11 protein-coding genes are annotated in these 13483 nt (G+C 61.1%); 8 read left to right on the top strand and 3 right to left on the bottom strand.

All coding sequences use genetic code 11. The features are described from left to right. Window positions 1–64: 64 nt before the first annotated feature. The 3 genes from JFT86_RS23140 to JFT86_RS23130 all read right to left on the bottom strand — a co-directional run bounded on the left by JFT86_RS23140 (window position 65) and on the right by JFT86_RS23130 (window position 4558). A complete protein-coding gene (locus JFT86_RS23140; RefSeq protein WP_201238486.1) occupies window positions 65–1723 on the bottom strand; it encodes a phosphoethanolamine--lipid A transferase in 1659 nt (552 codons plus the stop codon). 209 nt (window positions 1724–1932) lie between these two features. After that, window positions 1933–2670 carry a TorF family putative porin gene (locus JFT86_RS23135; protein WP_201238485.1) on the bottom strand — a complete coding sequence of 246 codons (738 nt, stop codon included), beginning with the start codon at window positions 2668–2670 and terminating at the stop codon, window positions 1933–1935. Between the two features lie 145 nt (window positions 2671–2815). Then, window positions 2816–4558: an amidohydrolase gene (locus tag JFT86_RS23130; RefSeq protein WP_201238484.1), complete on the bottom strand. Its 1743-nt coding sequence runs from the start codon at window positions 4556–4558 to the stop codon at window positions 2816–2818. Between the two features lie 103 nt (window positions 4559–4661). On the opposite strand from JFT86_RS23130, the gene JFT86_RS23125 reads away from it, so the two are divergent. The 8 genes from JFT86_RS23125 (at window position 4662) to JFT86_RS23090 (ending at window position 13463) form a co-directional block, all read left to right on the top strand. Next, complete coding sequence (locus JFT86_RS23125; RefSeq protein WP_201238483.1) at window positions 4662–5579, top strand: LysR family transcriptional regulator; 918 nt, start codon at window positions 4662–4664, stop codon at window positions 5577–5579. Between the two features lie 155 nt (window positions 5580–5734). Next, window positions 5735–6352 (top strand): transcriptional repressor LexA, encoded by a 618-nt coding sequence (gene lexA / locus JFT86_RS23120; RefSeq protein WP_201238482.1) that lies wholly within the window; start codon window positions 5735–5737, stop codon window positions 6350–6352. Continuing rightward, a complete protein-coding gene (imuA, locus tag JFT86_RS23115) occupies window positions 6352–6969 on the top strand; it encodes a translesion DNA synthesis-associated protein ImuA (protein WP_201238481.1) in 618 nt (205 codons plus the stop codon). The genes lexA and imuA overlap by 1 nt, the downstream gene beginning before the upstream one ends. A gap of 7 nt (window positions 6970–6976) precedes the next feature. After that, on the top strand, window positions 6977–8392 hold the full coding sequence (locus JFT86_RS23110) for a DNA polymerase Y family protein (protein WP_201238480.1): 1416 nt from the start codon (window positions 6977–6979) through the stop codon (window positions 8390–8392). Continuing rightward, window positions 8368–11466: an error-prone DNA polymerase gene (locus JFT86_RS23105; protein ID WP_201238479.1), complete on the top strand. Its 3099-nt coding sequence runs from the start codon at window positions 8368–8370 to the stop codon at window positions 11464–11466. The genes JFT86_RS23110 and JFT86_RS23105 overlap by 25 nt, the downstream gene beginning before the upstream one ends. Before the next feature lie 256 nt (window positions 11467–11722). Continuing rightward, window positions 11723–12409, top strand: a complete 687-nt coding sequence (locus tag JFT86_RS23100; protein WP_201238648.1) for a CsgG/HfaB family protein — start codon at window positions 11723–11725, stop codon at window positions 12407–12409. Between the two features lie 29 nt (window positions 12410–12438). Beyond that, entirely contained in the window at window positions 12439–12807 is a 369-nt protein-coding gene (locus JFT86_RS23095) for a DUF4810 domain-containing protein (protein WP_201238478.1), read from the top strand. Then, window positions 12804–13463 (top strand): DUF799 domain-containing protein, encoded by a 660-nt coding sequence (locus JFT86_RS23090; RefSeq protein WP_201238477.1) that lies wholly within the window; start codon window positions 12804–12806, stop codon window positions 13461–13463. Before JFT86_RS23095 ends, JFT86_RS23090 begins: the two co-directional genes overlap by 4 nt. Window positions 13464–13483: the final 20 nt, after the last annotated feature.

Here is a 13483-nt window from a genome sequence, read left to right as displayed (position 1 = left end):
TTGTATGACACACCGCTATCGCGAGCAGGCTCACTCCTACAAGGGCAACTGCGCAATATCCGGGTTATTGCGCAGCCGTCATGGAAGGTCGGCAGCCATGGAAGATATCCAGCCCCGGCTGATACAGCGACGTCTTGACTTCAAACAGGCCGAGCACCGAGTGAAACAGGTTGTCGTGGCTCAGATCCGCCTGCCCGGTCTTGCCTTGCAGGCAACCACGGTCAATGCCTTCATGGGCCAGGGTGTTGTCGCCAAACCACATCACCATCGGCACATGGGTCTGTGCCTCCGGCGCCAGCGCATACGGTGCCGCGTGCAGGTACAAGCCGTTTTCCCCGAGTGATTCGCCGTGATCGGAGACATAGATCATCGACGTATCCAGCGTTGCCTGATTGCGCTTGAGCAGTTCGATCACTTTGGCGAGGAAGTGGTCGGTGTAGAGGATGGTGTTGTCGTACACGTTGACCAGTTCATCGCGGCTGCAACTGCCCAACTGGTTGGTGTGGCAGATCGGTTTGAAGCGCTCCATGTCTTTCGGATAGCGCTCGTAATACTCGGGGCCATGGCTGCCATCGGCGTGCAACACTATGATCGCGTGGCCCTTGAGGCTGTCGATGTAGCTTTGCAGATCCGCCAGCAAGGCTTCATCCAGGCAGTTGTTGCCGTCGCAGAACGGCCCTGGCTGGTTCTTCGAAATATCGCGATGGGGCACGCGCAGGCAGGTGCCTTTGCAGTCGCTGTTGTTGTCCAGCCACAGCACTTGCACGCCGACCCGTTGCAGGATATCCAGCAGGCCTTGGTAGGTTTTGCCTTTCTTGTCGCTGTAATCCTCACGCGGGAACATCGAGAACATGCACGGCACCGACACCGCTGTCGACGTGCCGCAGGAATGCACCTGGGTGAAGTTGAGGATGTCCAGTTTGCTCAGTTCCGGATTGGTCTCGCGCTCGTATCCGTTCAGCGAAAAATGATCGGCGCGGGCGGTTTCGCCGACCACGAAGACCATCAGCGATTTTTTCTCGCGGCTGGCAGCCTTGGCGCTCATCACCGCGTCTTCGCCGATGGCCTGCACCACGAAGTGCTTTTTGATCCCCAGTCGTTGCTTGGTGTATTTGCTGATCGCGTAGATGTAGTTGGTCGGGTTGATGAAGTGAGTGAGCTTGTCTTCTTCGCGAAAGATCGGCGCATAGGTCGAATAGAACGCACCCACCGAGACGGCGATGACCAGCACACAGGCGACAATCACCAGCACCTTGTTGAGCAGACCGCGAAAGAACGGCCGATAACTCACCGGCCAACGCCAGATCAGCGCCGCCGGCAGTACGCCAAGCAGCAGCACATAGCTCAGCAGTTTGCCGTTGAACAGCGCGGTCGCTTCGGCGGGGTTGGTTTCGAAGACGTTCTGAATCATCACCGTGTCGATGGTGATGCCGTATTCGTTCATGAAATACGCGGCGCACGCCGAGAGCAGGGCGACGATCGTGAGCACCGGTTTAAGCGTCCAGCGAAACGACACCAGGGTCAGCAGCAGGGTGATCGCTGCCCAAAGAAACAGCCCGAACGAAGCAAAGAACGCCACTTTGTGCGCGCCTTGCAGGGTGATCAGTGTGCCCAGCGCCTTCCAGGTCGCCAGGTTGTACAACGCGACCAGCGCCAAGGAAAACAGCAGCACCAGTCGGGTAGGAGTGATGGACGGTAAACGCAGTCCGTTGCCCAAAGCCATGTCAAACATTCCTCTACATGAATAGAAAACCACGCGGTCGCGTGTAACTGTAGAAGAACATTAGTAAAAAATTCGTAAACATCCTGTAACAAGTTCACACCCATCTGTAGGAGCTGCCGCAGGCTGCGATCTTTTGATGTTGTTTTTTAGAAGCAAGATCAAAAGATCGCAGCCTTCGGCAGCTCCTACAGGAGCAGATGAGGTCTGGGTCAGAAGGATTTGCTGACGCTGGCGACCACCGTCGCGGTGCAGACGTCCTTGAAGCCCCAATTACTCAGGCATTGAGTCTGCGACAGATCGGTGTCGATGTAGCTCAATCCGAGCACCACACCGACCAGATTGTGGGTGACTTTGACCTCCCATTCCCGATAGCTGTCTTCCGCCTGCCCGGAAGCCGAGTACAAGTGCGGGTCCTTGAAATCCATATTGCCGTAGCGCAATTTCAGGCCCGAATCGAACGGCAGTTCGGTTTCATAACTGACATAGCTGTAAAGCGAGCTCTGCTTGCTGTCGATCCCCGGCGCATCGCTGGAGTAATACGCCGCCACTTTCACCCCGTAGGCACCAAAAATCCCGTAGACCTCGCTTTGGTTGAACTGGCCTTCCTTGGGGTAGGCGTACTTGATGTAACCCAGATCGAGGCTGACATCCTCGGTGGCCTGCCATAGCCAGCCGGCGTAGTAATCGACTTCCTGACGGGTTTTCAGACCGCCGCCAAAATCGACGTTTGAGCTCCAGGCGCCCAGGTACAAACCGCTGTTGTGAGCGAGGGTCAGACCGGCCTGCACGGCAGGGTCATTCTGGGTCTGCGAGATGCCGCGAGTGCGGTAATCGCTGGCCAGGGTCAGATCCACCAGCACGGCGAAGTCGTCGTTCAAAGGGATCGCAAAGCTGCTCAACGGCAGCAGACTCAAGGAACTGAGGGCGAACAGGGGCAAGGCTTTCATGTGAAGTCCCGATGTTGTGATTATTAGAGGGGCAGGCTGAAAACCTGTAGGAGCTGCCGCAGGCTGCGATCTTTTGCCTTTGATTTTAAAAACCAAGATCAAAAGATCGCAGCCTGCGGCAGCTCCTACAGGGAAAACGGTGGTGTTATTGAGTGGCGGTGTAGACCTGACGGCCGCCGAACCAGGTCTGCAAAACCTGGGTGTCGTGCAGGGCTTTGTTGTCGACGCTGAACACATCGCGGTCGAGCACGATGAAGTCGGCCTGTTTGCCCGGTGTCAGCGAACCGATCTGCTGCTCCAGGCCAATGGTGCGCGCCGCGTTGACGGTGTAGGCGTAGAACATGGTTTCGCGGTCCAGACGCTCGTCGGCATTGAGCACGCCCAGCGGGCCGACGCGGGTGATGGCCTGGGCCATGGCGTTGAACGGGTTCGGCGAAGACACCGGCCAGTCACTGGCGCCGGCAATCGTCGCACCCTGTTTCAGCAACGAATGCGCCGGGTATTGATAGCGAAAGGCGAGGGCGCTGACGTACGGCTTGATCATGTCGGTGGTGTAATCGTCGGCACTGGCCCAGAGCAATTGCATCGAAGCGATGACGTTGAGTGGTTTGAAACGGGCGAACTCTTTCGGGTTGACCATTTGCAGATGCGTGATCGAGTGCGTCACGCCGCTCTGCCGATCCTTGCGCGCCTGGGCGATGCCGTTCAGCGATTCGCGTACGGCGCGGTCGCCGATGGCGTGGATGTGCACCAGCCAGCCGCGCTGGTCGATGGCGCTGACCAGTTCGCCGAAGTGCTGCGGGTCGATCAGCAATTCGCCCTGCTTTTGCGAGTTGCTGTAGGGATCGATCATCGCTGCGCTTTGCGCCGGGTATTCGATCACGCCATCGGCGAAGATCTTGATGCCGGGCAGGGTCAGGTTAGGAATGCCCTGGAATTGCTGGCGCACCTTGTCCAGCGTATCGAGGTCGGCGGGTACGCTTTTCGGGTTGGCCACCAGCAACGCCGCGACGTGCACGCTCATGTCGCCGCTTTCCGAGAGGGCTTTATAGGCAGGCAGCACGCCGACGGTTTTCTCGGTGGGTTTGAGGGCGAACACCGCTTCGCCCGGTGCAGCGTTGGCGGCCGGGTCCATCCACGCGGTGATGCCGAGGCTGTTGTTGTAGCGCACCGCTGACTTGGCGGCGTTCAACATGTCGGCGGCGCTCGGTACCGGCATTTTCGAAGCAACCCGATCCCAACCGGCATCGACGACAAAACCGTTCGGTTCGCCGCTGGCCAGTTTGCCGATGGTGTCTTTTTCCGCGTCGGGCAGGGTTTTCAGCAGCGCGGCGTCGATGCCCGCGCGCTTGAGCATGACGTTGTTGGCCCATGCGGTGTGGTGGTCGCTGCCGATGAACACCACGGGCACGTTGGCCCATTCACCGTTGTTGAAGGTTTTGCCCAAGGCTTCGGCCTGCGCCCAATACTTCGAACTCATGCCGGCAATGCTTAGCACATCGCCGTGCCGGGCTTTGCCGTCATCACGCCAGGTACGCAGGTTTTTTTCCAGTTCGTCGAGGGCGACGACTTCGTCTTCCATGTTCGCCGAGACCATTTCCAGACCGCCGAAAATGGCGTGGGAATGGCTGTCGATCAGGCCGGGCATCAACGCTTTGCCGCCCAGATCGACGACTTTGGTGCCGGGTTCGATCAGCGCCTTGATCTGCGCGTCGCTGCCGACTTTCAGCACTTTGCCGTTCTCGACGGCCAGTGCCTGGACCTTCGGTTGAGCGCGATCAGCGGTGAAAATCTTGCCATTGATCAATACCAGATCGGCAGCGGCCATGGCTTCCATCGAGGCAAAACTTACGGCGGCAGCCAACAGGCTCGGGATGAATCTTTTCATTGAAGATTTCCTTGTTATTGCGTCTGATGGCCAGATTAGTGGCTGGCAACGGCCAGCAGAACGCCTCCCTCACGAAAAACGTTTTTGCCTGAATGGAAAAAGCATGGACAAGTTGGGTGCATTGAAAATGTTCGTGGTCACTGCGCAACTCGGCAGTTTCAGTCGCGCCGCCGAGCAACTCGGCAAGACCCCGTCGGCCCTGACCAAAGCGGTCAATCACCTCGAATCGGAACTCGGCGCACGCCTGTTCGAACGCAGCACGCGGCGGATTCTGCTGACCGAAATTGGCCGGGTCTATCTGGAAACTGCGCAGTTGGTATTGCAGCGTTTGGACGAGGCCAGTGAGGAAATCGAGCAGTTACAGCATGGACTGCGCGGCAGCCTGAAAATCACCGCGCCACTGGCGTATGGCCGGGCCTTTCTCGATCAGGTGTGCGACGGCTTTTTGCAGCAATACCCGCAGATCAGTCTGCAAGTGGATCTGTGCGACGCGTTCGTCAATCTGCTCGAAAGTGGTTATGACCTGGCCTTGCGTGAAGGCCACGATGACCTGCCGGGACTGATTTCGCGGGTGGTCGGCAGCAATCGGCTGGCCCTGTGTGGCAGTCCTGAGTATCTGGCGCGCAAGGGCTTGCCAGTGAACCCGCAAACCCTCGAGCAGCATGAATGGCTGCTGTACCGGCACCCGTTGCTCAGCCGTGAATTCTGGTGGGCCGAACGCAATGGCCAGCGTTTGAGCCTGCCTCAACCTGCAACACCGTTATTGCGCAGCGACAATTACGACCTGTTGCTGGCCAGTGCCCTGGCCGGGCGCGGTTTGCTGCACACGCCGCTGTGGAGCGCCGCGCCGTACATTGCCGATGGGCGCCTGATACGGGTCATGGCCGACTACGACATCGACCCGGACAGCTTCGGCCCGCACATTCTGGCGGTGTACCCGAGCCATCGCCGGGCCACGGCCAAGGTCGTCGCGTTCATCGATTACATCGCCGCCTTCCTCGCCGAACGCCACCTCAACTGACGCCAAATCCCTCTGTAGGAGCTGCCGAAGGCTGCGATCTTTTGATGTTGTTTTTAAAGGCAAGATCAAAAGATCGCAGCCTGCGGCAGCTCCTACATGGATTTACGGGGATCCTGACTGGCGGCGCTTGTCAGGAAAATCCTACAGGAGTACAAATGTACTCCATGACGAACCTGACTCCCCGCCGTACCGCCATCCTGACCTTTATCCGCGAACGCATCGCCGAACACGGTCAGCCCCCAAGCCTCGCTGAAATCAGCGAGGCTTTTGGTTTTGCCTCGCGCAGCGTGGCGCGCAAGCATGTGCTGGCGCTCACCGAAGCCGGGTTTATCGAGGTCAATCCGCATCAGGCCCGGGGCATTCGCCTGCTCGGGCAACCGCCGCGGCCGGAGCTGCTGGACATTCCGGTGCTCGGCCGCGTGGCCGCTGGTGCGCCGATTGGCGCCGATGCTGACATCCATAACCGCTTGATGCTCGACCCGGCACTGTTCTCCCGGACCCCTGACTACATGCTGCGCGTGCAGGGCGACTCGATGATCGAGGACGGTATTCTCGACGGCGATCTGGTCGGCGTGCGGCGTAATCCCGAGGCGCTGAACGGCCAGATCGTCGTGGCGCGGCTCGACGGCGAAGTCACCATCAAACGTTTCGAGCGTGTCGGCAACAAGGTGCGGCTGTTGCCGCGCAACCCGGCGTATCAGCCGATTGTCGTGGGCGACGATCAGGATCTGGCCATCGAAGGGGTGTTCTGCGGTCTGGTGAGGCAAGGCTGATGGGCGCCGTCGTTGCGTTGGATACGCTGTTCAATGGCGGCCAGGTCTGGAAGGGCCGGCCTGCGCCACCGGCGGCCAGCCCACAACCGACCGGGCATGCCGCGCTGGACGCCGCATTACCCAGCGGTGGCTGGCCGGAAGCGGCACTGAGCGAAATTCTGCTGGCCGGCCCCGGTGTCGGTGAGCTGCAACTGGTCTGGCCAACATTGGCGCGGCTGTCGGCGGCGGGCGAGCGCATCGTGCTGGTGGCGCCGCCATTTGTGCCGTATCCGCAGGCGTGGGAAAACGCCGGGGTCGATCTGCGCCAGTTGTCGGTGATCCAGGCCAGTGAACGCGATGCCTTGTGGGCCGCGGAACAATGCCTGCGCTCGGGCAGTTGCGGCGCGGTACTGTGCTGGCCGCACAAGGCTGACGACCGCGCATTGCGCCGTTTGCAGGTGGCGGCGGAAACCGGTCAGACCCTGGCATTCGCCTGGCGAGCATTGAGTGAAGCGGTCAACCCGTCTCCGGCAGCGCTGCGCATTGCCATCGATGCCAAACCTGCGCAACTGCGCGTACTCAAGTGTCGCGGTGGACTGGCGCGTACGGCGCCGATTGCCTTTGCCGTGGGGCACTGAGGTCGTCATGCGCTGGGTGTGTATCCTTTTTCCGCAATTGGCCCTCGACGCCGTGCTGCGTCAGCGGCCCGACCCCGATGAACCGTTGGTGCTGCTCAGCGGCCCGGCCCAGCGTCGGGTGCTGCAAGCGGTCAACCCGGCAGCACGCAAACTCGGCTTGCGCGCCGGCCAGTCGATGACGGCCGCCCAAGCCATGAGCAAGGGGTTTGTCACCGCCGATTACGAAGCCGCCGAGGTCGAACACTGGCAGCAGTTTCTCGCCGCGTGGGCTTACCGTTTCAGTGCGCAGGTCAGCGTGCATTACCCGCGCACCGTGGTGTTCGAGATCGAGTCGAGCCTGGGCCTGTTCGGTTCCTGGGCGCAGTTCGAAGCGCGATTGCGCAAGGAACTGACGGATCTGGGTTTCCGTCATCGCATCGTCGCGGCGCCCAACCCGGCGGCCGCACGTATCCTGGCCAACGCTTATGACGGGCTGGTAGTGCCGGACGGCGAGGCCTTGCAGCATCATCTCGGCCAGTTGCCGATTGACCGCGTCGGTCTGGAGCCGGGCGTGGCCACGGCGTTGTCGCGCATGGGCCTGCGCAATCTGAGTCAGGTGCAGAGCCTGCCGCGTCAGGCGCTGGCTCGGCGTTTCGAGGCGCCGATGCTCAAACACCTCGACACCCTGTTTGGCGCCCGGCCACTGGCGTTGGCGTTTTATCTGCCACCGGATCGTTTCGATGTGCGTATCGAACTGAATTTCGACGTGCAATCCCATCAGGCCTTGTTGTTCCCGTTACGGCGTTTGACCGGTGATCTGTCGGCGTTCCTGTGCGGGCGTGACAGCGGCGTGCAGCGCTTTGATCTGCACCTGGAACACGCCGGGCTGCCGGACACCGTGATCAAGGTCGGCCTGCTCAGCGCCGAACGCGATCCGGCGATGCTTTTCGAACTGGCCCGTGGGCGATTGGAGCAGGTGCAGGTCGAGGCACCGGTGCGTGGCTTCCGTTTGCGCGCCGAAGATCTGCCGAGTTTCGTGCCGCAGTTTCAGGAACTGTTCGACGACCGTCCGCAGCAGACCTTGCCCTGGGAGCAACTGCGCGAACGCCTGCGCGCACGGCTGGGGGATGACGCGGTGCAAGGGCTGCGCTTTCAGGCGGATCATCGGCCGGAGTGCGCATGGCAGAACGGCGTCGATAAACACCCGTGCTCAGGTTTGCCCAGTGTCCATCGCCCGGGCTGGTTGCTCGGCGAGCCGCAGAGCGTACCGCAAGGTTCGGCGCGGATCCTCATGGGCCCCGAGCGCATCGAATCCGGCTGGTGGGACGGTGATGATGTGCGCCGCGATTACTACCTGATCCAGAACCGCGCCGGTCAGCAAGGCTGGGCCTATCGGGCGGTGGGCGAGGACGGTCCGTTGTGGCTGCAGGGCTGGTTTGCATGAACCCTGACTACGCCGAGCTGCACTGCCTGTCGAACTTCAGTTTCCAGCGCGGTGCGTCCAGTGCCCTGGAACTGTTTCAACGGGCGAAAAAGCACGGCTATCAGGCGCTGGCGATCACCGACGAATGCACGCTGGCCGGGATCGTTCGTGCCTGGCAAGCGGCGAAGTCGGTTGAGCTGCCGCTGATCATCGGCAGTGAAATCCGCATCGACAACGGCCCGAAACTGGTACTGCTGGTGGAGAACCTTGAGGGTTATCAAGCGCTGTGCGGTTTGATCACCCGCGCCCGGCGGCGTACGCAGAAAGGTCAGTATCAGGTGCTGCGCGAAGACTTCAGCGAAGCTCTGCCGGGATTATTGGTGTTGTGGGTGCCGGACTCGGTGGATGACCTGGAAGAGGGCCGTTGGCTGAAGCAAACCTTCGGCGAACGGCTGTGGCTGGCGGTACAACTGCATCGCGGGCAGGACGATCAGCGCCGGTTGGCGATGCTGCTGAGCCTGGCCGCCGAACTGCAGATTCCCGCCGTGGCCAGCGGCGATGTGCACATGCACGCCCGTGGCCGGCGTGCTCTGCAAGACACCATGACCGCGATCCGCCATCACGTACCGGTGGCCGAGGCCGGTTTGCGTCTGCATCCCAATGGCGAGCGGCACTTGCGCAGCGTCGAAGTGTTACGCGAGTTGTACCCGCAGGCCTTGCTGGAGGCATCGGTGAATCTGGCCCGGCGCTGCACTTTCGATCTGGGCGATCTGCGTTATCAGTATCCGAAAGAGCTGGTGCCCGAGGGGTACAGCGGCAGTTCGTGGCTGCGGAGCCTGACCAAAGAAGGCATTGCCTGGCGCTGGAAGAAAGGCGCCCCATTCAAGGTGCTGAGGCAGATCAACAAAGAGCTGAAGCTGATCGCCGAACTCGGCTACGAAAGCTACTTTCTCACCGTGCATGACGTGGTGCGCTTTGCCCGCACGCAACAGATCCTCTGTCAGGGCCGTGGCTCGGCGGCCAACTCGGCGGTGTGTTTTGCCTTGGGCATTACCGAAATCGACCCGGATCGCACGACGTTGCTGTTCGAACGGTTCATGTCGAAAGAGCGCAACGAGCCACCGGACATCGATGTCGACTTCGAACACGAACGCCGTGAAGAAGTCCTGCAATACGTGTTCCGTCGTTATGGTCGTCATCGCGCGGCGCTGACGGCGGTGGTCAGCACCTACCACGCCGCCGGGGCCGTGCGCGACGTGGCCAAGGCGCTGGGGCTGCCGCCGGATCAGATCAACGCATTGGCCGATTGCTGCGGCCACTGGAGTGATGAAACGCCGCCGGTGGCGCGCTTGCTCGAAGGCGGCTTCGACCCTGACAGCCCGGTGCTGCGCCGGGTCTTGAGCCTGACCGGGCAACTGATCGGCTTCCCCCGGCACCTGTCGCAACACCCCGGCGGCTTCGTGATTTCCGAGCAGCCGCTGGACACGCTGGTGCCGGTGGAGAACGCGGCAATGGCCGACCGCACGATCATTCAGTGGGACAAGGATGACCTCGACGCAGTCGGGCTGCTCAAGGTCGATATCCTCGCGCTGGGCATGCTCAGCGCGATCCGCCGCTGTTTCGACTTGCTGAGCCGCCATCGCAATATGGATCTGAGCCTGGCGACGATCCCGTCCGAAGACAAACCGACCTACGAGATGATCAGCCGCGCCGACACCATCGGTGTGTTCCAGATCGAATCGCGGGCGCAGATGTCGATGCTGCCACGCCTGAAACCGGCAAAGTTCTACGATCTGGTGATCGAAGTGGCCATCGTCCGCCCGGGGCCGATTCAGGGCGGCATGGTCCATCCGTACCTGCGCCGTCGGAACAAGGAAGAAAAGGAAACCTATCCGTCGCCAGAACTCAAGGTGGTGCTGGAAAGAACCCTCGGCGTGCCGCTGTTTCAGGAACAGGTGATGCAGATCGCCATTGTTGCCGCCGACTACAGCCCCGGCGAGGCCGATCAGCTGCGCCGCTCCATGGCGGCGTGGAAACGTCACGGCGGGCTTGAGCCGCACAAGGAGCGACTCGCCGCCGGCATGAAGAAAAACGGCTACACCCCCGAATTCGCCGCGCAGATCTTCGAGCAGATCAAGGGTTTCGGCAGTTACGGTTTTCCTGAATCCCACGCCGCCAGTTTCGCCTTGTTGACCTACGCCAGTTGCTGGCTCAAGTGCCACGAACCGGCGGCCTTCGCCTGTGCACTGATCAACAGTTGGCCGATGGGTTTCTACAGTCCCGACCAGATTTTGCAGGACGCACGTCGACATCAATTGCAGATTCGCCCGGTGGACGTGCGCGCCAGTGACTGGGATTGCAGTCTGGAAACCACCACGGCGGCGCAACCGGCGATCCGCATGGGCCTGCGCATGATCAAGGGTTTTCGCGAAGACGATGCCCGGCGCATCGAAGCGGCGCGGGCGCGTGGGGCGTTTGCCGACGTTGCCGATCTGGGCGAGCGCGCCGCACTCGACAGCCGGGCGCAAGCGTTGCTGGCGGATTCCGGAGCGTTGCGCGGCTTGGCCGGTCATCGTCACCGGGCACGCTGGGAAGTCGCCGGAGTGCAGAAACAATTGGGATTGTTTGCCGGATTGCCGAGTCAGGAAGAGCCTGATGTGGTGTTGCCAAAACCTAGCGTCGGCGAAGATCTGCACGCCGATTACACAACGGTGGGCACCACGTTGGGCCCACATCCGCTGGCGTTGTTGCGGGGCGAATTGAAGGCGCGCCGCTGCCGCAGTTCGCAGGAGTTGCTCGACGTCGAACACGGGCGGCCGGTGAGCATTGCCGGTCTGGTCACGGGCCGGCAACGACCGGGCACCGCCAGTGGCGTGACGTTCGTGACCCTCGAAGACGAATTCGGCAACGTCAACGTGGTGGTCTGGCGCGACCTGGCCGAGCGTCAGCGCCAGGTGCTGGTCGGCTCGCAACTGCTCAAGGTCGACGGGCGCTGGGAGCGCGAAGGCGAAGTGCGCCATCTGATCGCCGGACGCCTGAGCGACCTGAGCCCGCTGCTCAACGGCATCCGCGTACAGAGCCGCGACTTCCACTGATCAACACGCCCCCCCTGTAGGAGTGAGCCTGCTCGCGATAGCGGTGTGTCAGACAGCATCAAAGTGACTGACATACTGCTATCGCGAGCAGGCTCACTCCTACAAGGTTTTGCGTATGTTCGAATAGCCAATTCGCTGACGCCAAAAAAACCTGTCTTCAATGATGGCACTTTGTCATAATGCCGCCCCTTTTCCGCTCCCCAGCGCTTTATCACGCCGGGACACACCGTTTTTCAAGAAGGAATATTCAGTGAGAATGATCTCCCGGATGTTGGTCTCAGGCGTTGCCATCGCCGTGCTCGGCACGCTGGCCACCACGCTTTCCGGCTGCGCCACCGAAAGCTCCCGCGCATTGCCGGTGGCCAAGGTGGAAAGCGCCACGCAAGTCTGGACCGGCGTGCGCGTGCCAATGGCCGTGGGCAAGTTCGACAACCGCTCGAGCTACATGCGCGGGATCTTCTCCGATGGCGTCGATCGTCTCGGCGGTCAGGCCAAGACCATCCTGATCACGCATTTGCAACAGACCAACCGTTTCTCCGTGCTCGATCGCGACAACATGGGCGAAATCCAGCAGGAAGCGGCGATCAAGGGTCAGGCCCAGCGTCTCAAAGGCGCCGATTTCGTGGTCACCGGTGACGTCACCGAGTTCGGCCGCAAAGAGACCGGCGATCACCAGTTGTTCGGCATTCTCGGTCGCGGCAAGACACAGGTGGCCTACGCCAAGGTCAACCTGAACATCGTCAATATCAGCACTTCCGAAGTGGTGTATTCGACCCAGGGCGCCGGCGAGTACGCCTTGTCCAACCGCGAAATCATCGGCTTCGGCGGCACCGCTGCCTACGATTCGACCCTCAACGGCAAAGTCCTCGATCTGGCCATGCGCGAGGCGATCAATCGTCTGGTCGATGGCATGAACGCCGGTGCCTGGAAAACGGGCAACTGAAAGCCCCCCTTTGCAAGGAGCAACACACCATGAATTCGATTTTGTCGCGGTCGCTGCTGGCCCTGACGCTGGCCGCCAGCGCCTTGCTGGCCGGTTGCAGCAGCCCGCAAACCCTGTACCAGTGGGAAGGCTACCAGCCGCAGGTTTACGAATACTTCAAAAGCGAAACGCCGAAAGAAGCCCAGGCCGAAGCGCTGGAAGCCGATCTGCAAAAGATCCGCGCCAGTGGCAAGGCCGTTCCGCCGGGGTACCACGCACATCTCGCGCTGCTGTACCTGAGCATGGGCAAGGACGATCAGATGGTGCAGCAGTTGCGCACCGAAAAAACCTTGTTCCCTGAGTCCGGGACGTACATGGACTTTCTGCTGAAAAACGCCAAGACCGGAGACGCGCAATGATCTCCCGCACCCTGAAGCTGCTGGCCGCTGGCCTGGCGCTGACCGTTCTCGGTGGCTGTGTCGCACCGAAAACCGTGGACTATTCGGCGTACAAACAAGCGCGTCCGAAGTCCATTCTGGTGCTGCCGCCGCTGAACACCTCGCCGGACGTCAAGGCGTCGTACAGCCTGTTGTCGCAGGTGACGTTCCCGCTGGCCGAGGCTGGTTACTATGTGCTGCCGATTACCCTGGTTGACGAGACGTTCCGCCAGAACGGCCTGACCACCCCGGATGACATCCATCAGGCTCCGGCGAACAAGCTGAAGGAAATCTTCGGCGCCGACGCTGCGCTGTACATCACCGTGACCGAATACGGTACGCGTTACATGGTGATCAGCAGCGAAACGGCGGTGACGGCGACGGCGAAACTGGTTGACCTGAAAACCGGCACGACGCTGTGGACCGGTTCGGCGCGGGCGTCGAGCGAAGAGGGCAACAACAACGGTGGCGGCGGCCTGATCGGCATGCTGATCACGGCGGCGGTGAAGCAGATCATCAACAGCTCCACCGATGCCGGTTATCCGATTGCCGGCGTGGCGAGCAATCGCCTGTTGTCGGCGGGGCATCCAGCGGGCCTGCTGTATGGGCCGCGTTCGCCGAAATACGGCACGGATTAACAGCAAAGATCAAAAGATCG

Source organism: Pseudomonas sp. TH06, assembly GCF_016651305.1.
GTDB lineage: Bacteria > Pseudomonadota > Gammaproteobacteria > Pseudomonadales > Pseudomonadaceae > Aquipseudomonas.
This window is presented reverse-complemented; position numbering and strand designations above follow the sequence as displayed.